The following is a 19,504-nucleotide window of genomic DNA, read 5'->3' as shown; positions in this document are numbered from 1 at the left end:
ATGAGATGCACGACTCGTCAGCCGCGTGGGCTGCGGTGGGCGCGATGGCCTGCGATGCGAGCGCGGCAGATGCGATGAGAGAGCCCGCGCATACGGCCCAGGCGGCGCGCAGCGCGGATCTTCTGATGGCATGAGGTGTCATAGGTTCCCCCCTGTACTGGTGCGTGACGGCCACGAGCGAGCTGGTCGGGCTCACCTGGCCGGGATCTAACACGCTGGTCGGACAACGAACCCGAGCACACCATTCCGGTTGCGCCCAAGATCGTTCGGACAGCTAATCCTGTGACCATCGTGTGAAGCAAAGGTGTTGAGCTTCTTCTGAGCTGAACCGTTGATCCTTTGCTGACCCATTGCCGACCCTGTCCGCATCCGCCTGGACCTCGCGCTCCCGCGGGCGTGCGCCAACGACCAGGGCGCCGAGCGGTCTTTCGTTACCCTCACCGCGCGCTCCAACCGCAGCAAGCCGCGCCAGGCCCCGGCCGTCTGGCTGCCGCCTTCCGCCGACGTGCGCTTCCGGTACGTCGCCGAATGGGTGGGCAGCAAGTTCCACTGGAACCTGGCCATCGACGACGCCGAGCTCTCCGTCGTGAACGAGTACGATCCGGCAGGGCGCACGCGGCACGCTCCGCAGGCGGGGGCAACAAGGCGGTCGGCGCGGAGAGGGTCAGCGCGAAGAGGAAGGCGCGACCTTCATCCGCGAGGTGGCGCGAAACACGCACTGAAGCCGGAGCCTGTCGTAAGTCCCTGTGCTTTGATCACCTCGACCCGACGTGGACACGCCATGGAGGTCTGTCCACCCTGTTCTGACCAAACAGGGGGCACAACTTGAGATCGAGAAAGCTGCTCGATGACTCTGGCGCGCGAACCGGCTCAGCAGTCCCGACCGTGCCCGGCCCCATCACTCCACTTGGGCCATGTCCGCGCCAAAGGACCGCAGCCCGGTCAATGACGAGACCGGCGAACACGCCGATTGGAACCAACCTGACGACCTCTGGTTCCTTGCTGGCACATACGGTGGCCGCGTCGTGCGGCGCTGTGTGATCCCGTCGGACCGCCCCCTCTTCTTCCCCTTGCTCAACATGCAGCACAACCGGTTCTACTCGAGCACCCCGCAGACCATGGGCGTGGTGAAGGCGGTGGCCGCGCTCAATGGCGTTCCGCTTCCCTTGCAGGAGTTCTCGGCGCAGTTCCGCACCAAGTGGCTGACTCGCCGGTTCACCTGGGGAGTCTGGGCTGGCGTCGCACCACTGTCGCCCGGCCAGTACGTGCTGGAGATCAAGGCGACAGCCAAGGGCGGCTTCTGGGTCGACACGACGTACCACCTTGAGGCCACCGCCGCGTGAGTGAGGGGTCAGGTCGGCCAATGCGCCCCGTGATGTATGCGCATGCTCTCGATGCCTGCCCCGCCGGATTCCTGATCAGGGCAATGCCCAGCCACCGGGCTCACTTCAACCTTGGGTTCGACCATCAATACCTTGCACGCCTCTAGGAAACCCCGGGCAGAGGCTCCCAGTTCGCTGGCTGACCTCATCCCGGTTGCTGGGCACCCGATTTCGCGCACCTGGAGCCAGCCTTTTGGAACCAGCACAGCCGGACGTGGCTGCGGACAGGTGTCTCCCCGAAGCCGGCCGGGCATCCGTCGTCTCGTTGTCCGAGGGCGCCAGGGGCCGCCGCTCGACGCCGTCGGGGCAGGTGGGACGCCCGCGGGTAAAGTGGCGGCATGTACATGCGGGGGCGCAGGCTCAGATTCACAGCGGTGTCGGCGATGGTCGTGCTGGCCCTGACCGGGTTCTCGTCGGGTTGTGGTCACGGAAGCCGCAGCGATGCCAGTTCGTCCGAGAGCGACGCGCAGGACTCCGGGACGAGTACCGGTGGCAGCGGCGGCCGTACCCACCGCTCGAAGCCCACCCACAGTCCCGCCCCGACCGCGTCCCCCTCCAGTGAAGCTGCCCGGCCCTTGAAGGACGGCACCGCGGCACTCATCAGCTGCGCGAGCTTGGACGACCCGTACGCGACCGTCGAAATCAGGAATCCGAACGAACGCGACGCCGTATTCACCATGAAGATCAAATTCAAGGACGCGCACGGCTTCACCATGATCACCTACACCGCTCAGGTGCCGGTGCCCGCGAAGGACACCGCAACCGAACGCGTGGCCGTTGCCGGTGCCGGCACGGGGCGGGTGGACCAGATCGCTCGCTGCGAGGTCATTCCACGGGCCACTGCCGACTGGTGACGCCCCCCAGAGCTCACCAGATCTGTCATCTGAACTCGCTCCAGCCAGTCCGAGAGGAGGAAACGCCTCGTCGGAGGTGAGCTTGATCGTGATCTCAGTGTTGTCCACGACCGAACTTAGCCGGGCGCCTCGCGGAAGTCTCGTTCACGATAGAGGCAGAACCGCCGGTAGAGGGCACGCGGCGACGCCGTTGGCGAGAACCTGCCGACCTGGTCGCGGGTTGACGGAGCGGAACCCGCGTGGATAAGTCTCCGGGTGTGTGACGCGCTCGCGCCGTGCGGCCGATGAGCTTTCCCGAGCTCCGCTCCGGATGGGTGGGTCAGCGCAGTCCGGCGAAGAGATCGTTCTCGGGTACGGCCGCGCCGGTGGCGTCCTGGACACGTACGAAGGTCTCCATGCCCATCAACTCGCCGAACCTCTCCTTGCCCATCCTGAGGAAGAAGATGTTCTCGCCCTGACTGGCGTGCGCGGCCAGCGCGTCGAACTTCTGACCGCTGAACGCGGTGGTGTCCACCCACGTGGTGATCTCATCGTCGGGGAGGCCGATCTCGGCCATCGCGGCGGCCTCGGCAGGATCCGGCTCCGGCATGTCCGGATGAAACTCGCGCATGATCTCCCCGAACCGCTGCATCCCCGAGCGAGGCATCGTGGTCCAGTACACCTTCGGTGTCAGCGCGGTCATCACCAGCGCCGCCATCGTGATGCGGTGGGCCTGGATGTGATCGGGGTGGCCGTAGAAGCCGTTCGCGTCGTAGGTGACGACCACATCGGGTCGGTAGTGCCGCATGAGTTCCGCGAGTCGGGCCGCGCCTTCCTCCACGGGGGTCTGCCAGAACGATCCGGGGGCGGCGTTGCTCGGCCAGCCCATCATCCCGGAGTCGGCATACTCCAGCATCTCCAGATCGCTGACCTTCAGGACGTCACAGCTCGCCTTGAGTTCTTGACGGCGCATCAAGGCAACTGCCGCCGGATCGTGCCCGGGATCGCCCGGCTTGACACCCCCCGGCCCGTCACCGCAACCGCCGTCGGTACACGTCACGAGAACCGTGCGGATGCCTTCCGCCGCGTACCGCGCGAGGACCCCTCCGGTTCCGGTGGCCTCGTCGTCGGGATGGGCGTGCACCGCCATGAGCGTCAAGGGCCGGTCAGTCATCAAGCAGTCCTCCTGCAGAAATACGTCTTCGTCCGCCTGCGCGGCAGGCGTACCGCGATCCTGGGGCCCGGACCCTGGTGGGGCGGACGACCCTCTGGTCTCCGTGTTCCCCGCCCGTGCCGCGCCGGTCCCTCGGTCGATGCAACCGTGCCGGCCGGACCCGTTGTTCCCGGCGCGGCCGCTTGGCCATCCAGGCGTCGGCGTTTCAAGGCGAACGAGGTACAGGCGCGACCTGCATTGTCCTGTCGCACTGCGTCTGGCGTGTGGTGGGCTGCTGACCTGCGCGGTTGCCAGGTCGTTTGAGAGCGCCAGTGGCCAGCGCTCTCAAACGACCTGGACTTCGCGGAAGTCTCGTTTGTGATAAATGGAGGGAGCGCCGTCAAAACGCCAACAGTATCCATCGGAGATCGCCGTCTCCATGGCGCTGCGATGTGGAAAGCCCCGAACCCGCCCTCGCCGCCTCAGATCTGCACGTGGTGATGTGCTGTGCGATGTGCACCGTTACCTGTACGCGGTACTGAGCTGCACTGTTGATTGGGGAGTCGAACCCCCGCGTTGCTCTTCACGCGCCAGGAGTGGGCTGGAAAACCGCCAGCCCTCGGTGTGTGCACGCCTCCGAAGCTGCTACCTGCTCCACATCATCCCCGCTTGCTGGACCATTCAGTCCAGCAAATCGACCTCCCAATTCGTACGCTGGATCCGCACATCGACCTCGCGGATCTCCCGGGCGAGGGCATCCGCCTGACCGCGCAGTTCCGCGACCGGAAGCGCGGAAAGCATCATCAGCTCGGACCGGAGCTGCCGGCCGTATCCCCGCTCGCCCTTACCCGCCGCCGCGTCCGCCGCCGCGGTGACCACAGAGTGACGCAACCTCAGGACATCCCGGCGTGCGAGGGCATCGGTGAGCGTGCCGTCCGGACGCATCTCCACGGTGGCATTGGTCCGGTTGATCCGCCGGATCAACGTTTCCAGAGCGTCCAGCACCTCACCAGCCTCAGCCAACAGTTGAGCTGCATCCTCGGCAGGCGTCTCCCCTTCCTGGTACCGCGCACTGCTGACGACACGCGCTCGCAGCTGTTCTACACGGCGCGTCGCCTCCGCACGTTCTGCCAGTGCCTCAGCAAGCTTCACTGTCTCCACCTCCCCCTCCGTGAGCCCGCACGAGTATACGAGTGCGAACCGGCTCATACGCACCTGCATTTTGATCCGCCGCAGCCTTGACCAGCCACTGGAGTGAGAGCGGACAGCCACTCAGAGCGGCACGAAAGGGAATCCGACAGCACGAACGAGAACGACTGGGAATCCGTGACTTCGTTCCCTTCCGGGGACAGCGTTTTGTCACGGGGGCGGATAACACATGGCGATCAACGCGCTCTCCAATGTTCACGAGTTTTGGCGTCACGTCGGTGTCATCGAGCGCCCGCAACAGTGTCGCCTGTGATCGTGAGATCGTCCGGCAGGAGGGAGAACAGGATGAGGTCGATCCTGCCCGTGTGAACGAAGCCAGCATTGCGCAAGATGCCTTCACGATGAAAGCCGGCCTTGAGCGCGACCTTCTGGGAAGCGGTGTCCTCGGTTGCGGCGCGGAGCTCCAGGCGCTGGAACTTCTGGTCGGTCAGAAGCCACCGAGCCAGTGCCCGGTCAAGCCTCGCTGGCGGGGCATGGTCATGCGCTTCTCCCTCACGGTGGCCGGCGGAAGGTGCGCCAGGCGCCACTCGTGTAGGGACGTCACCGTCGCCGACGGTTTGTCGAGCGCCCGGGCATCCGGTGCGGGCTCGGTCTCTGCCTGGGCGGCTTTACGGGCCTCCAGCGCGACCGCATCCGCGGTCATGGCCCCGGCCCGCACTGCCGCGGCCAGGCCGGCGACGACATGCTCGTGCGCCAGGTGGCGTCCGAGTAGCACCACCTCGATCAACGCGCGGGTGCCGTCCCACTCGCCGCGGATCTTCATGGCCTGCGTCCACCAGGCGTCGTGGACTGGGGTGAACTTGCCTGCTGAGCGGGCCTGTTCGAGAGCGGTCGAGCCGGGGAAGGCGCCGGGCTTGCGGACCAGGACCTCCAGGTAGTGGTCCAGTTCCAGGCGGACGGCGCCCTTGGCGATCAGCCGCTCGTGCCGGGCCACTTCCATGTTCTGGTCGTAAACAACCAGGTGAGAGGCGTGCAGGATGACGCGGACCCGTTTGCCGATCAGTCGGATGAGGACCGAGTAGCGGTTCGTGCGGACCGGGATCTGTCCGTAGCGGTCGACCCGCGGCGTGAACAGCCGCCCGGTCTCGATCGGCTCCTCCGGCAGCGGCATCAGCAGCGGCTGTTCGAGCGCGAAGTCCTCGAGGATGGTCCTGGACCTGGAGCCGATCCGCCGGACGTCGTCTTGCCGGTCCCACTGCTCGACCATCTCGTTCAGCTCGGCGAGCGAGGACACCTCATCACCATCGGCACCACCCCTGTGCTCATCTCCGGGAAAGTCACGTCCCAGGGGGTCCTGCGTGACGGCCGCGGGTTCGTTGAGCTCACCCTGCCCGACGCCGACCCCCAGCAGCGGCGCGACCTGGAACGGGCCACCTCGTACCGGTATGAGCTGTACCGCGAGAATGCGCTGCTCTACTCATCGCCGAGGCTGACACTGAGTAGGTGTTTTGATCCCTGGCCGTGAGGTGATTGCGCCTGGATGATCTGAGGTGTGGGGGCTGGCCGGACGGCTCGGCGGTACCGCCGGGAGTGTGGTGATCCGCTGCCGCAGACGATGGCGGCGGAGGCGGTGTTCTGCTCGAGTCGGTGCAGGTCACGGCAGTGGCGGAGGCTTCAGCGGACCCGGCAGCGGGTGGGCGCGATGGTCGAGGACGGGAGTACGGCGCTCTCCCTTGCCGATACGTGCGGCCGGAAACACCCGGTACATTCGGCCGGACACACCAGGACGAATACAACGGGGGGTTCCATGATTCGGTCGCTTCTACGACGTCGCCGGGCGGCCTCGGGCCTCCCGGTCCCGGACGCGTGCACGCCCGGCCGGCACGCCCTGGCCACCCCGCACCTGCTGCTCTACACCCCGGTGACCAAGCTCGACGCCTTGGCGGCCATCGTCGCGGGCGCGGACCCCGATGCCCAGCGCTGGCAGGGGAACCAGATGGACCAGGTCGTACCGGACGCCGACACCAGACGGGCCCTGCTGCGCATGGGCCCCACTGGCGCCACCCCCCGTTGGTTCATCAGGTCCAACCCCGAGCTGGCCGAGCCCTTCGAACCCAGCCCCGAGATGCCCGAGTTCATGGTCTGTGTACGCCGCGACACCGGGCGCTACGCCGGGTACCTCGAACTCCACCACGACCGGGGTGAGATCGGCGGCGTTCTCGCCCCCGACCATCGAGGCCAGGGCCTTGGCGCTGAACTGTTCCTGGCGGGAGCGGAGTTCGCCCATGGCCACGCCGGTCTGCCGACGGTACGGGCGGGCACGGCGAAGGCGAACCTCGCGTGCCGCCGCGCCCTGGAACGCGCCGGCTTCGTCCCGGCCCCCGGCCCGGCCCGCCACACCCTGCCGGACGGCCGTGAGCTGGACAGCGTCTGGTACCGGCACGAGGGCGCCGCGTCGGCGTGTGCGAGGCCCTGAGGCAGGAGTGGAGGGGCGGAGGAGCGAGTCCGCCGCTCGGAACTCGCACGTGCTCGGAGTGAACCGTCACCTCGCCCTCCTCGCGGCCGCCCACGCCTGGTCTCCCAGTCCGGCCGGGCGTTCACGAAGACCGGCGACTCCTACACGCCCGCCGCCGGTGATGTGGTGGTGGAGGTCGTGGCGGGCACGACCCGGCACGCGGTCGTCACCGTGGTCCGGCTGCGCTGACCGGTACCAATGTGGATCGGCTCATCACCGTGCCGTACGGCGGCTGGACCTCGTAAGCACACGCACGGAGGGCCGCACCCCCGCGCAGGGTGCGGCCCTCAACCGCTACTTGTGCCCCATATGATCGCGGCCGTCGCCTGGCCTATATGCCCTGCCGTCCGGCAGGCACCATCAGCACCAAAGGAAACGGCGGCTGAGAAGGCTTGCGGACAGGTCCTGTTCCCAAGAGTCGGGGGCTACCACCAGGGGGTGCAGGTGATGCCGCTGACGGGGGAGGCGCTGGTCACCTGCGCGCAGACACGGAAGGCCCGACTCGCCGAGCTGCTGGTCGGGTAGGCCGGGGTCGTGATCCTGGCGCCGCTCGCGGTCGTAGTGAACGGGCCGCACTGGATCCACGAATTCTTGCCGTCGTTGGTGACATCCATCCAGACCCATCCGATGGCACCGGCGCCCCAAGTGCTGGAGCTGGTGCTCAGGACGCCCCACCCCATCTCTCTGCCGCCGACGTTGCCGGCCTGCATCGCGTACGAGGCGACGGCCCACGGCCTGCCGCCGAAGTTGGCCACCACTGCCCCCGCCCCCGCCACACCCCGACCGCTGAGACTGTCCGGGATGTCGGTGAAACCCTGCGCCCCTCCCGTGCAGTCCGACGGCGCCGCCTGAGCTGCACCGGAAGAACCGGCTAGGAGCCCTGCCCCGAGCACGAGCGCGGCCGTTCCCACGCTGAAGATCCGGCGGACACTGCGCATCTCTTCTCCTTGGTCGAAGGGCTGAGGGCACCCACAGATCGGCCCATTGCCGTAATGCTGGCCTGCCGGGACCTTCGTCATGTCGACACAATGACCACTACTGTCACCGACCGGAGCGATCATGTCGTACCCGCCCAAGCTGCCGTAGCGGCCGGAAGGCCCCCGAGCCAGCCCCTCGAACAGTAGACCGTGCCTGGGACGTCGCGTCCCTGACAGATGTCAGGGGGCGCCCGTGCCGATCAGGGTCGCGCTCAGCAGGCGGTCGGGGTGGTCGGCAATCAGGAGCTGGGTGAGCATGCCGCCCAGCGACATGCCGACGACGTGGGCGCGTAGGACATCGCGCAGGACAAGACCAACGATACGTATCGTATTGCTCATGTCCCGGTCGGTCACCTGGTTTTGGCTGAACCTCGGCGTACGGCCGTTACAGGATCACGTGCGGCAGGAAGCGCGCGTACTCGTCCGTGATCAGGCCGGACGACTCGCGGATGCCCAGGCCCGCCGACTCGTCCTCGACGACCCACGCGCCGAGGACGACGTGGTTGCCGTCGAAGGCGGGTAGCGGGGCCAACTGCTGGTAGCAGCAGGGCTCTTCGCGGACGACCGCCTCGGCTCCGGGTTCGTGGACGGTCACGCCCGCGCCCTCGCGGCCGAGCAGGGGCTTGGCGACGTAGCCCGTGGTGCTCGCCAGTTCCCTCGGGCCGTCGAGATGGGCGGGGAGGAGGTTCGGGTGGCCGGGGTAGAGCTCCCAGAGGATGGCGAGGAGGGCCTTGTTGCTGAGGAGCATCTTCCAGGCGGGCTCGATCCAGAGCGTGGTCCCGGTGCCGCCGCCGTTGTCGAGGGTGTCGAGGACGTGATCGGCGAAGCGGTCGGTGGTGAGCCACTCCCAGGGGTAGAGCTTGAAGCAGCTGCGGATGAAGCGGAGTTGGTTGTCCACGAAGCGGCCCGAGAGGCCGTCCCAGCCGATCTCCTCCATGGAGATCCAGCCGGTGTCCAGGCCCGCCTGTTCCGCGGTCTCCTTCAGATAGGCGACCGTCATCATGTCCTCGCCGAGTTCGTCGGCGGAGGAGTACGCGAAGTAGAGGGGCCCGCCGGGCGGGAGCAGGGCGGACTGCTTCTTCCAGGCGGCGACGAGGCGTTCGTGGAGGGAGTTCCACTGGTCGGCGCCGGGGAAGCGGTCCTCCATCCAGAACCACTGGGGCGAGGCGGCCTCCACCAGTGAGGTCGGGGTGTCGGCGTTGTACTCCAGGAGCTTGGCCGGGCCGGTGCCGTCGTAGCGCAGGTCGAAGCGGCCGTAGACGGACGGGAGTTCGGCGCGGCGGCGCCAGGCTTCGGCGACCGCGTCCGCGATGCGCGGGTCGGTGATGCCGAGGTCGGCGAAGCGGTTCTCGGCGACGATGTGCTCGGCCGCCGTCAGGCACATGCGGTGCAGTTCCTCGACGACCTCCTCCAGCGCCTCGACCTCCTCCAGGGAGAAGACGTAGTAGGCGCTCTCGTCCCAGTAGGGGCGCAGGGAGTTGTCGGGGTGGCGGGTGAGGGGGTAGATGAGCCCCTGCTCCTCGACGGTCTGTTGCCAGCCGGGGCGGGGCTCGATCGTGCGGCGCTCCATCTCGTACGGGTCCCGCTCAGCCGCCGCTGCTGCCCGAGCCCGAGCAGCCGAAGCCGCCTCGGTCGACGGCCTCGCTGCGGCTGAAGGTGCCGTAGTCGGCGCGGCCGTCGTCGATGTCGGCGTCGTAGTACCAGGCGGCGTCGGAGCTGCCGGTCTTCTTGCCGCTCTTGCCGTACGAGGTGCTCGAACCCGAGCCGGACTTGCAGTTCTTGTCCGCGACGACCTTGTAGCCCTCGTAGGTGTAGCTGTCGCGGTCGACGCAACGGCGGTCGGGGTCGGAACCGCACGAGGTCAGGGCCGCGGCGATGACTCCCATGCCGCCGAGGACGACCGTGCTTGAGCGCAGTCGGCGTCGTGTTTCCGCCATGTGTGTCTCCCCCGGTGATGTACGTCTGATTGTCCGTGGTTCGTCAGGTGGACAGCCTAGAGATCGTTGAGAGTGCGGCTGTCGGGGGGTGTGCCGTTCGCTCGCTCGCCTCCAGTCGCTTTGTGCTGTTCGGGATGGTGTGTGCGATCTACGCCGTGAGCGCCGCGTTGGCGTCCAGTCTCGCGGTGACGGCGGTCGTGGCGGCACGGCTGCTGCGGGTGCGGCTGAACCGCGGTGAGTGGGGCGCGGTGGGGGTCGTGTGCGCCGGGCTCGCGATGCTGGGACACGTCGGGGACGGAGGGGGACCAGGAGGGCTCCGACGCGCTGAAGTTCGCGATGCTCGGGGTGGCGCTGGCCGTGCCGGCCGTGGGGCTGGCCGGTGGGCGGCTTCCGGAGCGGGCGCGGGGGCTGGTGCTCGGGCTGGCGGCCGGGTCCGGGTTCGGGGTGGTGGAGGTGGCGGTGCGGCTGATCGACTCGGTCGAACCGTCGGAGCTGCTGGCCGATCCGGCGACGTACGCCCTGCTGCTCGGGGGCGGGGCCGCGTTCCTGGCACTGACGTCGGCCCTGCAGCGGGGCGCGGTCACGGTGGCCACGGCGGCGATGGTGATCGGCGAGACGATCGGGCCGGCGGTGGTGGGGGTGGTGTGGCTGGGGGACCGCACGCGCGAGGGGCTGGCCTGGCCGGCGGTGCTGGGCTTCGTGGTGTCGGTGGCGGGGGCACTGGCGTTGGCGAGGTTCGGGGAGGCCCCGGCGCAGACGCCCGCGCGGGTGGGATCACCGTAGGACACCCGGGCGGTCACCCTCCGTACGTCATGGCAGCACCCTGCACAACGCCTCCAGCGCCCCCGCCCACGCGTGGTCCGGCGGTGTCCCGTATCCCACGACCAGGGCGTCCAACTGCTCGGTCGTGGTGGATTCGTGGCGGTAGGACGCCAGGCCGTGGAGGGCGAGGCCCTGCCAGGTGGCTGCCTGGGTCACGGAGCGTTCGGTGCCGGGCGGGAGGCGGAGAACGGCGTGCAGGCCCGCGGCGATGCCGGTGACGCGGAGGTGGGGAGCCTGGGTGGACAGGGCGTCGACCAGGGCGTCACGGCGGCGGCGGTAGCGCAGGCGGGCCGCGCGGACGTGGCGGTCGTAGGCGCCGAAGGTCAGGAACTCGGCCAGGGTCAGCTGGTCCACCACACCGCAGGTGTCGGAGCCGCCCTTCGCCGCCGTCACCTCCTTCACCAGCGCCGGCGGCAGCACCATCCAGGCCAGGCGGAGGGCGGGGGCCAGGGACTTGCTGGCCGTGCCCAGGTAGACGACGTGGTCGGGGTCCAGCCCCTGCAGCGCGCCGACCGGCTGACGGTCGTAGCGGAACTCGCCGTCGTAGTCGTCCTCCAGGACCAGGCCGCCGGTGCGGCGCGCCCAGTCCACCACCGCCGCCCGGCGGTCGCGGTGCAGCGGCACGCCCATCGGGAACTGGTGGGCGGGAGTCAGGAGGACCGCCCCCTCGTCGCTCAATCTCCCGGGGTTCGTGCCCAGTTCGTCGAACGGCAGCGGGGCCGTGGCCAGGCCGGCCTGCGTCAGCTGCCTCCAGTGCGGGGGGAGGCCGTACGACTCCACCGCGATCGTCTCCAGCCCGCGCGCCCGCAGCACCCGGGCCAGCAGTTGCAGGCCGTGCACGAAACCCGCGCACACCACGACGCACTCGGGGTCGGCTCGTACGCCCCGTGCACGGGCGAGGTAGCCGGCGAGGGCGGTGCGCAGTTCGGGGCGACCACGGGGGTCGCCGTAGCCGAGGGCCTGGTTCGGGGCGGCGAGGAAGGCGCGGCGGGCCGCCCTGAGCCACTCCGTGCGGGGGAAGGCGGCGAGGTCGGGGGTGCCGGGGATCAGGTCGTGGACGGGGCGCGGGCTCTCGGGACGCGGGGTGGCCGTGCCCGTCGGCAGGATCACCGTGCGGTCGGCCACCCGGGTGCCGGAGCCCTGGCGGGCGGTGAGCCAGCCCTCGGCGACGAGTTCGGCGTAGGCCTCGGCGACCGTGTTGCGGGCGATGCCGAGGTCGGCGGCGAGGGAGCGGGAGGAGGGCAGCCGGGTGCCGGGAGCCAGGCGCGCGCTGCGGACCGCCTCGCGCAGGGCGTCGGTCAGGCTGCGGCGCAGTCCCGGTCCGGACGGCTCCAGATGGAGGTCGACGCCCAGAGTGGCCCAAGGTTTCGGCATGGAAGTGGACCATACTCCTGGGCTGCTTCGCTCCTAGGGTCGACACCATGACAACGATCGACAGCAGCACCGGCATCCCCAGCACCCCCGGCACCACGACGGTCGAGTACGCGGCCGAGCGTCCCGCCCGCCTGAACTGGGCCGAGCACGCCCCCGAGGTCTACAAGGCGATGGTCCGCGTCGACGCGGCCGCCCGTAAGGGGCTCGAACCCCGGCTGTACGAGCTGGTGAAGATCCGCGCCTCGCAGATCAACCACTGCGCCTTCTGCATCGACATGCACACCAAGGACGCCCTCGCGGCCGGTGAGAGCGTCGAGCGGATCATCCAGCTCAACGCCTGGGAGGAGTCGGCGCACTTCTACACCGGGAAGGAGCTCGCGGCGATCGAGCTGACGGAGGCCGTGACCGTCCTGACGGACGGGTTCGTGCCCGACGAGGTGTACGACCGTGCCGCCGAGCACTTCGAGGAGGCCGAGCTGGCACAGCTGATCTCGGCCATCGCGGTGATCAACGCGTGGAACCGGTTCGGGGTGACCTGCCGTATGACGCCGGGGCACTACCGCCCGGGGCAGCATTCGTGACGACACGCACCCGACTCCTGGATCCCGCCGTCGCACAGGCCATGTCGGCCGTCAGCGCCGCCGCGAAGAAGGGGCTGGGCGATCCGGCCCTCGCCGAGCTCGTCGTGCTCCGGGCCTCCCAGCTCAACCGGTGCGCGTTCTGTCTGGACATGCATCTCGGCCTCGCCCGCAAGTACGGGGTGAGTGAAGGGCAGTTGGACATGCTGGCCGCCTGGGAGGAGGCCGAGGGCCTGTTCGACGAGCGGGAACGCGCCGCGCTCGCGCTGACCGAGGCGGTCACCGTTCTCACGGACGGTTTCGTGCCCGATGATGTGTACGACCGTGCCGCCGCCCACTTCGACGACGTCCGACTCGCCCATCTCATCGCGCTGATCGCGGCCATCAACAACTGGAACCGGGTGATGGTCAGCCGCCGCATTCCACCAGGGGGATACACAACGTGACCAAGGTCGAGACCTTCCGCGCGCTCCACCGGCGCCGCTCCCCGGGCGACCCGCTCGTCCTGCCCGGCCCCTGGGACGCGGCCAGCGCCCGTGTCTTCGCCGAGGCCGGCTACCCGGCGCTCGCCACGCCCAGTGCGGGCGTCGCCGCCTCCCTCGGGTACGAGGACGGGCAGACCCCGGCCGACGAGATGTTCGCGGCCGTCGCGCGGATCGTGCGGGCCGTCGACGTCCCGGTGTCGGCGGACATCGAGGGCGGGTACGGGATCGCGCCGAAGGAGCTGGTGGAGCGGCTGCTGGCGACCGGGGCCGTGGGGTGCAACCTGGAGGACTCCGAGGGCGGGGCCCTCAAGGACCCGCACCGGCATGCCGAGTGGCTCGCCGAGGTGCGGCACGCCGCCGCCGACCGGCTCTTCGTCAACGCCCGGATCGACACCTTCATCCGGGCACGCGAGGGCGCCGACCCCAAGGAAGCCACCGAACAGGCCATCGAGCGGGCCGCGTTGTACGTCGCCGCGGGCGCCGACTGCGTGTATCCGATCGGCGCCCCCGTCGACGTACTGCCGCTGCTGCGGTCCGGGATCCAGGGGCCGATCAATGTGCACGGCACGGTGAGCGGGGACCCCTCGTCCACCGGACTCGGTGAACTCGGGGCCACCCGCATCACGTTCGGGCCGGGACTCCAGCGCAGGGCGACCGAGGCGCTGCGGGAGATCGCGGCGCACCTGGACTAGCGGGTCAGGACAGCCACGCCCGCCACGTGGACTCGTGGCTGTCCGCCCACTTCTTCGCCGCCTCCTCGGGCGAGAGCCGCTGCTCGGCGATCATCAGGGAGACCTCGTTCTGGTCCTCGGTCGTCCACTTGAAGTTCTTCAGCAGGCCCGCCGCCTCGCCGCCCTTCTTCGAGAAGTCCGCGTTGAGGTACTTCTGCAGCGGGGTGTGCGGATAGGCGCAGGCGACCTTCTCCGGGTCCGCGTCGCAGCCCTCCTTGTACGCCGGCAGCTTCACCTCGGTCATCGGGACCTTCTTGAACAGCCACTGCGGCTCGTACCAGTACGTCAGGAAGGGCTTCTTCTCCTTGGCGAACTGTTTGAGCTGCGTGATCTGCGCGGCCTCCGAACCGGCGAACACCACCTGGTAGTTCAGGTCCAGGTTCTTCACCAGCGCCTTGTCGTTGGTGACATAGGACGGCGAGCCGTCCATCAGCTGGCCCTTGCCGCCGCTCTCCGCGGTGCGGAGCTGGTCGGCGTACTTGTTCAGGTTCTTCCAGTCGGTGACGTCCGGGTGGGCCTTGGCGAAGTACGTCGGGACGTACCAGCCGATGTGCCCGGTGACCCCGAGGTCGCCGCCGGGCACGATCGTCTTCTTGTCCTTGACGTACCGCTGCTCCTGGTCCGGGTGGCCCCAGTCCTCCATGATCGCGTCGACCCGGCCCTGGCTGAGCGCGTCCCAGGCGGGGATCTCGTCGACCTGGACGGTGTCGACGCGGTAGCCGAGCTCGTGCTCCAGGAGGTACTGGGCGACGGCCACGTTGGCCTGGGCGCCGACCCAGGACTGCACGGACAGCGTCACGGTCTTGGCGCCCTGCGCGTTGGCGAACGGCGAGGACTGCTTGGTCATGTCGGCGGCACCGCAGCCGGTCAGCAGCGCCAGGGAGGACACGCCGGCCACGAGGGCGGTCGTAGTGCGAAGTCGCATGTCAGGCTCCCTTCTTCGCGCGGCGTTCGGTGGGCTGGGTCACCCGGTCCAGCATCAGGCCCAGGCAGACGATCGCGGCACCGGCCACCAGGCCGGTCGCCAGGTCGCCCCGCGCGAGGCCGGCGACGACCTCGTAGCCGAGCGCGCCACCGCCGACCAGGCCGCCGATGATGACGACGGCGAGGACCAGGACGACGCCCTGGTTGACGGCGAGCAGCAGCGCGGGCCGGGCGAGCGGGAGCTGGACCTGGCGCAGCTGCTGGGCCGGGGTCGCGCCGAGCGAGCGTGCCGACTCCAGGGCGGCCGGATCGACCTGGCGCAGCCCCTGGGTGGTGATGCGGACCACCGCGGGCAGCGCGTAGACGACGGCCGCGGCGGCCGCGGGCGCGCGTCCGACGCCGAACAGCGCCACCACCGGGATCAGGTACACGAACTGCGGCATCGTCTGGAACACGTCCAGCACCGGCCGCAGCATCCGCTCGACGCGGTCGCTGCGGGCCGCCGCGATACCGATCGCGAAGCCCAGGACCAGGGTGACGGCGACCGCCGCCAGGACCTGGGAGAGGGTGTCGAGCGACGGCTTCCACACGCCGAGCACGCCGATCGCGGCCATGGCGAGCACGGCGGTGAGCGCGGTGCGCCAGGTGCCGATCAGCCAGGCGAGGGCGGCGACGATCAGCAGGACCGACCACCAGGGCAGCCACTGCAGTCCGTCGCGCAGGGGGTCGAGGATCCAGGTGGTGAAGTGGGCCGCCCAGTCGGCGGTGCCGCCGATGACGGGGACGCCGGAGTAGAGGTGGTCGGTCATCCAGTCGACGGCGCGGTTCACCGGCTCGGCGATGTTCAGGACCCAGGTGTCGGGCCAGTCGAGGCGGCCCGCGAGACGCGCGGCGACGGCTACGGCCACGGTGGCGATCAGGGCGTACAGCCAGCGCGCCCGGCCGTTCGGCTGGGGTTCCTCGCCGAGGCTCTCCCCTGCCGCGCCGGTCACACGGTCCAGTACGACGGCGAGCAGCACGATCGGGATGCCGGCCGCGAGCGCGGCGCCCACGTCGACCGAGGCCAGGGCCTGGTAGACGCGGTCACCGAGGCCGCCCGCGCCGATGACCGACGCGATGACCGCCATGGACAGCGCCATCATGATCGTCTGGTTGAGGCCGAGCAGGAGTTCCCTGCGGGCCAGCGGGATCCGGGCGGTCAGCAGGCGCTGCCGCGCGGTGGTGCCGAGCGACTCGACGGCCTCCAGCACCTCCTTGTCGGCGCCGCGCAGGCCGAGGGCGGTGAGGCGGGCCATCGGCGGGGCGGCGTAGACGACGGTGGCCAGGACGGCGGCGGGCACGCCGATGCCGAAGACCAGGACCACCGGGAGGAGGTAGGCGAAGGCCGGCAGCACCTGCATGGTGTCCAGGACGGGGCGCAGTATCCGGTCCATACGGTCCGACAGCCCGGCGGCGAGGCCCAGCAGCATGCCCACGACGACCGAGGCGAGGACCGCCACGACCATCAGCGCGAGGGTCTGCATGGTCGGCACCCACATGCCGAGGAATCCGCAGGCCAGGAACGCGGCACCGGTACCGGCGGCCAGCCGCAGGCCGGCGACGCGCCAGGCGATCAGGGACGCTGCCGCGGTGACACCGGCCCATCCGGCCGCGAGCAGCACCAGGTACACGGCGCGTACGGAGATCACGACCGCGTTGCTGATGTGCCCGAAGAAGTAGAGGAACAGCGGGTGGCTGTCGCGGTTGTCGATGATCCAGTCGCTGACCTTGGTCAGCGGTTCGGAGACATCGACGGTCAGGGCGCCGGGCCAGGCGGCGCTCGCCCAGCGGGCGTCGGCCAGCGGGACCAGGATCGCGGCGACGAGCGCGAGCAGCAGGAGCTTGCGGACGCCGGGGCGTTTGAGGAAGCCGGGCAGCGCGGTGCCCGGGGCGGTGGTGGTGACGGTGGCCATCAAGCCACCTCCTTGCTCTTCCCCGCGCCCGCCGGGGCACTGTGCCCCGCCCCTGCCGGGGCGCTGTGCTCCGTCCCCGCCACGACGCCGAGCAGCCGCTCGTGGTCGACCACGCCGAGACAGCGTCCGGCGTCCATGACCCGGGCCGGGGCACCGCTGCGCGCCACGGCCTCGATCGCCTCGGACACGGTCGCGTCCGGCGCGAGGGCCGGGCCGTTGCCGGCCTCGTCGGCCGACGCGGCGCGCATGGCCGTACGCACGGTGAGGACCTGTTCGCGCGGGACGTCCCGGACGAACTCGCGGACGTAGTCGTCGGCCGGGGAGCCCACGATCTCCTCCGGGGTGCCCAGCTGGACCACGCGGCCGTCGCGCATCAGGGCGATGCGGTCGCCGAGCTTCAGGGCCTCGCTCAGGTCGTGGGTGATGAAGACCATCGTGCGGCCCTCCTCGCCGTGCAGGCGGACGACCTCCTCCTGCATGTCCCGCCGGATCAGCGGGTCGAGCGCGCTGAACGGCTCGTCGAAGAGCAGCACCTCGGGGTCCACCGCGAGCGCCCGCGCGAGGCCGACGCGCTGGCGCTGACCGCCGGAGAGCTGGCCCGGCCTGCGGTGCTCCATGCCCTCCAGGCCGACCTTGGCCACCACCTGGGCGGCCCGCTCACGGCGCTCCGCCTTGCCGACGCCCTGGATCTCCAGGCCGTACGCCACGTTGTCGAGGACCGTGCGGTGCGGGAGCAGGCCGAAGTGCTGGAAGACCATCGCGGCGCGGTGGCGGCGCAGTTCGCGCAGCCGGGCCTTGTCCATGGCCCGCACATCCTCGCCGTCGATGGCGATGGTGCCGGCCGTCGGCTCGATGAGCCGGGTCAGACAGCGTACGAGCGTGGACTTGCCGGAGCCGGAAAGGCCCATGACGACGAAGACCTCGCCCTTGCGGACGTCGAAGGAGACGTCCTGGACGGCCGCCGTGCAGCCGGTGCGGGTACGCAGCTCGGCGGGCGCGAGCGCGGCCAGCTCCGGGTCGGCGGGTACCCGGTGCGCCTTGGGTCCGAAGACCTTCCACAGTCCCTCGACGGAGAAGACCGGGGCGGTCGGGGGCTTACGGGTTTCGGGCGTAGTGCTCTGGGTGGTCGTGGTCATCACGCCTCACCTCCAATCAGGTCGACGGCCTTCTCCCCGACCATGAGCACCCCGATCATCGGGTTCACGGCGGTCATCGTCGGGAAGACGGAGGCGTCGGCGATTCGAATGCCTTCCAGGCCGCGGATCCTCAACTGCGGATCGACCACGGCAAGTTCATCGTCGGCGGCGCCCATACGGCAGGTGCCGGCCGGGTGGTACACGGTGTGCGCGACCTTGCGGGCGTACTCGCTCAGCTCCTCGTCGCCGGTGACGTCGGGGCCGGGGCACACCTCGCGCTTGAGCCAGGTCGCCAGCGGCTCGGTACGGGCGATCTCGCGGGCGATGCGGATGCCGTCGACGAGGGTGCGACCGTCGTAGTCGTCCTCGTCGGTGAAGTAGCGGAAGTCCAGCGCGGGCTTGACGGACGGGTCGGCGCTGGTGAGGTACAGCCGGCCGCGGCTCCTGGGCTTGGGGATGTTCGGGGTCATCGAGACGCCGAACTCCGGCCGCCGGTAGCCGAGACGCTCCGGATTGTCCGTGAAGGGGATCTGGTAGAAGTGGAACATCAGGTCCGGGCCCTGGTGTTCGGGGTCACGGCGTACGAACAGGCCCGCGTCGGAGTCCATCGCGGAGTTCTCCGGGATCGGGCCGTCGGTCTCCCAGACGATCACCGACTCGGGGTGGTCGAGGAGGTTCTCACCGACGCCCGGCAGATCGTGGACGACCGGGATGCCCAGCTTGGTGAGGTCCTCGCGCGGGCCGATGCCGGAGTGCATCAGCAGCCGGGGCGAGTCGACGGCGCCCGCGCACAGCACGACCTCGCGCCGGGCGCGGACGAGGATCTCCTCGCCGTCCTTCGTGCGCACGTGCACGCCCTCGGCGCGGGTGCCGTTCAGCTCCAGCTTGTACGCCCAGGTCTCCAGCAGGATCGTGAGGTTCTCGCGCTCGTCCATCACCGGGTGCAGATACGCCACCGACGCCGAGGAGCGCTTGTTGTTCTCGGGGTGGTAGGCGAGGTCGAAGAAGCCGGCGCCCTCGGTGAAGGGCTGCTTGTTGAAGCCCTCGACGCGCGGGACGCCGAGCGCGGCCTGAGCCGCGTCGACGAAGTCACGGGCGATGGCGTTCCGGTCGTTCTCGTCGACCGGGACGATGTTGTTCTTGAGCCGGGCGTAGTACGCCTCCATCGGCACCGCGCCCCAGCCCTTGGCGCCGGCCTCCTCCCACTCGTCCCAGTCGGAGGGCAGCGGCTTGAAGGCGATGAGGGTGTTGTGCGAGGAGCAGCCGCCCAGGACGCGGGCGCGGCTGTGCCGGATGTTGGAGTTGCCGCGGGGCTGCTCGGTGGTGGGGTAGTCGTAGTCCAGCTCGCCGCCGAGCAGACCCATCCAGCGGCGCAGGGTGAGGACGTCGTCGCGGCCGACGTCGCTGGGGCCGCCCTCGATGACGGCGACGGTGACGTCGGGGTTCTCGGTGAGGCGGGAGGCTATGACGGAGCCCGCTGTGCCGCCTCCGATGACGACGTAGTCGTAGACAGGGGTGTTCTGGGACATGTGGAGGTACTCCAGGAACTTACGGAA

17 protein-coding genes and 2 pseudogenes are annotated in these 19,504 nt (G+C 69.7%); 7 read left to right on the top strand and 12 right to left on the bottom strand.

The annotated features are described in order from the left end of the window. The first annotated feature begins 914 nt into the window (after nucleotides 1–914). Nucleotides 915–1,343: a hypothetical protein gene (locus tag ACZ7NC_RS12380; protein WP_471487389.1), complete on the top strand. Its 429-nt coding sequence runs from the start codon at nucleotides 915–917 to the stop codon at nucleotides 1,341–1,343. A 422-nt stretch (nucleotides 1,344–1,765) separates the two neighbouring features. Continuing rightward, the gene (locus ACZ7NC_RS12375; RefSeq protein WP_471487526.1) at nucleotides 1,766–2,236 is read left to right on the top strand and encodes a hypothetical protein; all 471 of its coding nucleotides are present in this window, start codon (nucleotides 1,766–1,768) and stop codon (nucleotides 2,234–2,236) included. Nucleotides 2,237–2,555: 319 nt separating this feature from the next. On the opposite strand, the gene ACZ7NC_RS12370 is transcribed toward ACZ7NC_RS12375, so the two are convergent. The 3 genes from ACZ7NC_RS12370 to ACZ7NC_RS12360 all read right to left on the bottom strand — a co-directional run bounded on the left by ACZ7NC_RS12370 (nucleotide 2,556) and on the right by ACZ7NC_RS12360 (nucleotide 5,811). After that, complete coding sequence (locus ACZ7NC_RS12370; protein WP_471487387.1) at nucleotides 2,556–3,389, bottom strand: PIG-L family deacetylase; 834 nt, start codon at nucleotides 3,387–3,389, stop codon at nucleotides 2,556–2,558. A 660-nt stretch (nucleotides 3,390–4,049) separates the two neighbouring features. Beyond that, nucleotides 4,050–4,520 (bottom strand): DIP1984 family protein, encoded by a 471-nt coding sequence (locus ACZ7NC_RS12365; RefSeq protein WP_471487525.1) that lies wholly within the window; start codon nucleotides 4,518–4,520, stop codon nucleotides 4,050–4,052. A 484-nt stretch (nucleotides 4,521–5,004) separates the two neighbouring features. Beyond that, nucleotides 5,005–5,811: a Mu transposase domain-containing protein gene (locus ACZ7NC_RS12360; RefSeq protein ID WP_471487385.1), complete on the bottom strand. Its 807-nt coding sequence runs from the start codon at nucleotides 5,809–5,811 to the stop codon at nucleotides 5,005–5,007. A gap of 513 nt (nucleotides 5,812–6,324) precedes the next feature. On the opposite strand from ACZ7NC_RS12360, the gene ACZ7NC_RS12355 reads away from it, so the two are divergent. Beyond that, on the top strand, nucleotides 6,325–6,993 hold the full coding sequence (locus tag ACZ7NC_RS12355) for a GNAT family N-acetyltransferase (RefSeq protein ID WP_471487384.1): 669 nt from the start codon (nucleotides 6,325–6,327) through the stop codon (nucleotides 6,991–6,993). A 464-nt stretch (nucleotides 6,994–7,457) separates the two neighbouring features. On the opposite strand, the gene ACZ7NC_RS12350 is transcribed toward ACZ7NC_RS12355, so the two are convergent. From ACZ7NC_RS12350 to ACZ7NC_RS12335, 4 genes and pseudogenes are all read right to left on the bottom strand, one after another. Beyond that, a complete protein-coding gene (locus tag ACZ7NC_RS12350) occupies nucleotides 7,458–7,970 on the bottom strand; it encodes a hypothetical protein (protein ID WP_471487383.1) in 513 nt (170 codons plus the stop codon). A 225-nt stretch (nucleotides 7,971–8,195) separates the two neighbouring features. After that, nucleotides 8,196–8,306: pseudogene (locus tag ACZ7NC_RS12345) on the bottom strand (alpha/beta fold hydrolase); the annotation flags it as partial. A gap of 88 nt (nucleotides 8,307–8,394) precedes the next feature. Continuing rightward, complete coding sequence (locus tag ACZ7NC_RS12340) at nucleotides 8,395–9,579, bottom strand: glutathionylspermidine synthase family protein (RefSeq protein WP_471487382.1); 1,185 nt, start codon at nucleotides 9,577–9,579, stop codon at nucleotides 8,395–8,397. Between the two features lie 16 nt (nucleotides 9,580–9,595). Continuing rightward, on the bottom strand, nucleotides 9,596–9,946 hold the full coding sequence (locus ACZ7NC_RS12335; RefSeq protein ID WP_471487381.1) for a hypothetical protein: 351 nt from the start codon (nucleotides 9,944–9,946) through the stop codon (nucleotides 9,596–9,598). Between the two features lie 29 nt (nucleotides 9,947–9,975). On the opposite strand from ACZ7NC_RS12335, the pseudogene ACZ7NC_RS12330 reads away from it, so the two are divergent. After that, nucleotides 9,976–10,729, top strand: a pseudogene (locus ACZ7NC_RS12330) (hypothetical protein). Between the two features lie 27 nt (nucleotides 10,730–10,756). On the opposite strand, the gene pdxR reads toward ACZ7NC_RS12330, so the two are convergent. Then, the gene (gene pdxR, locus ACZ7NC_RS12325; protein ID WP_471487379.1) at nucleotides 10,757–12,142 is read right to left on the bottom strand and encodes a MocR-like pyridoxine biosynthesis transcription factor PdxR; all 1,386 of its coding nucleotides are present in this window, start codon (nucleotides 12,140–12,142) and stop codon (nucleotides 10,757–10,759) included. Nucleotides 12,143–12,189: 47 nt separating this feature from the next. On the opposite strand from pdxR, the gene ACZ7NC_RS12320 reads away from it, so the two are divergent. Genes ACZ7NC_RS12320 through ACZ7NC_RS12310 form a run of 3 tightly spaced genes read left to right on the top strand, consistent with a single transcriptional unit; the run spans nucleotide 12,190 to nucleotide 13,897 of the window. Further along, nucleotides 12,190–12,723: a carboxymuconolactone decarboxylase family protein gene (locus ACZ7NC_RS12320; RefSeq protein WP_471487378.1), complete on the top strand. Its 534-nt coding sequence runs from the start codon at nucleotides 12,190–12,192 to the stop codon at nucleotides 12,721–12,723. Beyond that, nucleotides 12,720–13,166 carry a carboxymuconolactone decarboxylase family protein gene (locus ACZ7NC_RS12315; protein ID WP_471487376.1) on the top strand — a complete coding sequence of 149 codons (447 nt, stop codon included), beginning with the start codon at nucleotides 12,720–12,722 and terminating at the stop codon, nucleotides 13,164–13,166. Before ACZ7NC_RS12320 ends, ACZ7NC_RS12315 begins: the two co-directional genes overlap by 4 nt. After that, on the top strand, nucleotides 13,163–13,897 hold the full coding sequence (locus ACZ7NC_RS12310) for an isocitrate lyase/PEP mutase family protein (protein ID WP_471487375.1): 735 nt from the start codon (nucleotides 13,163–13,165) through the stop codon (nucleotides 13,895–13,897). Before ACZ7NC_RS12315 ends, ACZ7NC_RS12310 begins: the two co-directional genes overlap by 4 nt. A gap of 4 nt (nucleotides 13,898–13,901) precedes the next feature. Here the strand turns inward: ACZ7NC_RS12310 and ACZ7NC_RS12305 are convergent, their stop codons facing one another. Genes ACZ7NC_RS12305 through ACZ7NC_RS12290 form a run of 4 tightly spaced genes read right to left on the bottom strand, consistent with a single transcriptional unit; the run spans nucleotide 13,902 to nucleotide 19,477 of the window. Then, nucleotides 13,902–14,861: an ABC transporter substrate-binding protein gene (locus tag ACZ7NC_RS12305; RefSeq protein WP_471487374.1), complete on the bottom strand. Its 960-nt coding sequence runs from the start codon at nucleotides 14,859–14,861 to the stop codon at nucleotides 13,902–13,904. Nucleotide 14,862: 1 nt separating this feature from the next. Further along, a complete protein-coding gene (locus ACZ7NC_RS12300; protein WP_471487373.1) occupies nucleotides 14,863–16,812 on the bottom strand; it encodes an ABC transporter permease in 1,950 nt (649 codons plus the stop codon). Beyond that, nucleotides 16,812–17,948 (bottom strand): quaternary amine ABC transporter ATP-binding protein, encoded by a 1,137-nt coding sequence (locus ACZ7NC_RS12295; RefSeq protein ID WP_471487372.1) that lies wholly within the window; start codon nucleotides 17,946–17,948, stop codon nucleotides 16,812–16,814. Before ACZ7NC_RS12295 ends, ACZ7NC_RS12300 begins: the two co-directional genes overlap by 1 nt. Then, nucleotides 17,948–19,477 carry a GMC family oxidoreductase gene (locus ACZ7NC_RS12290; protein ID WP_471487371.1) on the bottom strand — a complete coding sequence of 510 codons (1,530 nt, stop codon included), beginning with the start codon at nucleotides 19,475–19,477 and terminating at the stop codon, nucleotides 17,948–17,950. The genes ACZ7NC_RS12295 and ACZ7NC_RS12290 overlap by 1 nt, the downstream gene beginning before the upstream one ends. Nucleotides 19,478–19,504 lie beyond the last annotated feature (27 nt).

The organism is Streptomyces sp. NPDC111802 (assembly GCF_055634335.1).
This window is presented reverse-complemented; position numbering and strand designations above follow the sequence as displayed.

Coding starts and splice junctions, on each gene's coding strand:
- ACZ7NC_RS12355 (WP_471487384.1), top strand. CDS start 6,325: ATGATTCGGTCGCTTCTACGACGTCGCCGGGCGGCCTCGGGCCTCCCG.
- ACZ7NC_RS12295 (WP_471487372.1), bottom strand. CDS start 17,948: ATGACCACGACCACCCAGAGCACTACGCCCGAAACCCGTAAGCCCCCG.
- ACZ7NC_RS12320 (WP_471487378.1), top strand. CDS start 12,190: ATGACAACGATCGACAGCAGCACCGGCATCCCCAGCACCCCCGGCACC.
- ACZ7NC_RS12380 (WP_471487389.1), top strand. CDS start 915: ATGTCCGCGCCAAAGGACCGCAGCCCGGTCAATGACGAGACCGGCGAA.
- ACZ7NC_RS12350 (WP_471487383.1), bottom strand. CDS start 7,970: ATGCGCAGTGTCCGCCGGATCTTCAGCGTGGGAACGGCCGCGCTCGTG.
- ACZ7NC_RS12340 (WP_471487382.1), bottom strand. CDS start 9,579: ATGGAGCGCCGCACGATCGAGCCCCGCCCCGGCTGGCAACAGACCGTC.
- ACZ7NC_RS12335 (WP_471487381.1), bottom strand. CDS start 9,946: ATGGCGGAAACACGACGCCGACTGCGCTCAAGCACGGTCGTCCTCGGC.
- ACZ7NC_RS12305 (WP_471487374.1), bottom strand. CDS start 14,861: ATGCGACTTCGCACTACGACCGCCCTCGTGGCCGGCGTGTCCTCCCTG.
- ACZ7NC_RS12370 (WP_471487387.1), bottom strand. CDS start 3,389: ATGACTGACCGGCCCTTGACGCTCATGGCGGTGCACGCCCATCCCGAC.
- pdxR (WP_471487379.1), bottom strand. CDS start 12,142: ATGCCGAAACCTTGGGCCACTCTGGGCGTCGACCTCCATCTGGAGCCG.
- ACZ7NC_RS12375 (WP_471487526.1), top strand. CDS start 1,766: ATGGTCGTGCTGGCCCTGACCGGGTTCTCGTCGGGTTGTGGTCACGGA.
- ACZ7NC_RS12290 (WP_471487371.1), bottom strand. CDS start 19,477: ATGTCCCAGAACACCCCTGTCTACGACTACGTCGTCATCGGAGGCGGC.
- ACZ7NC_RS12300 (WP_471487373.1), bottom strand. CDS start 16,812: ATGGCCACCGTCACCACCACCGCCCCGGGCACCGCGCTGCCCGGCTTC.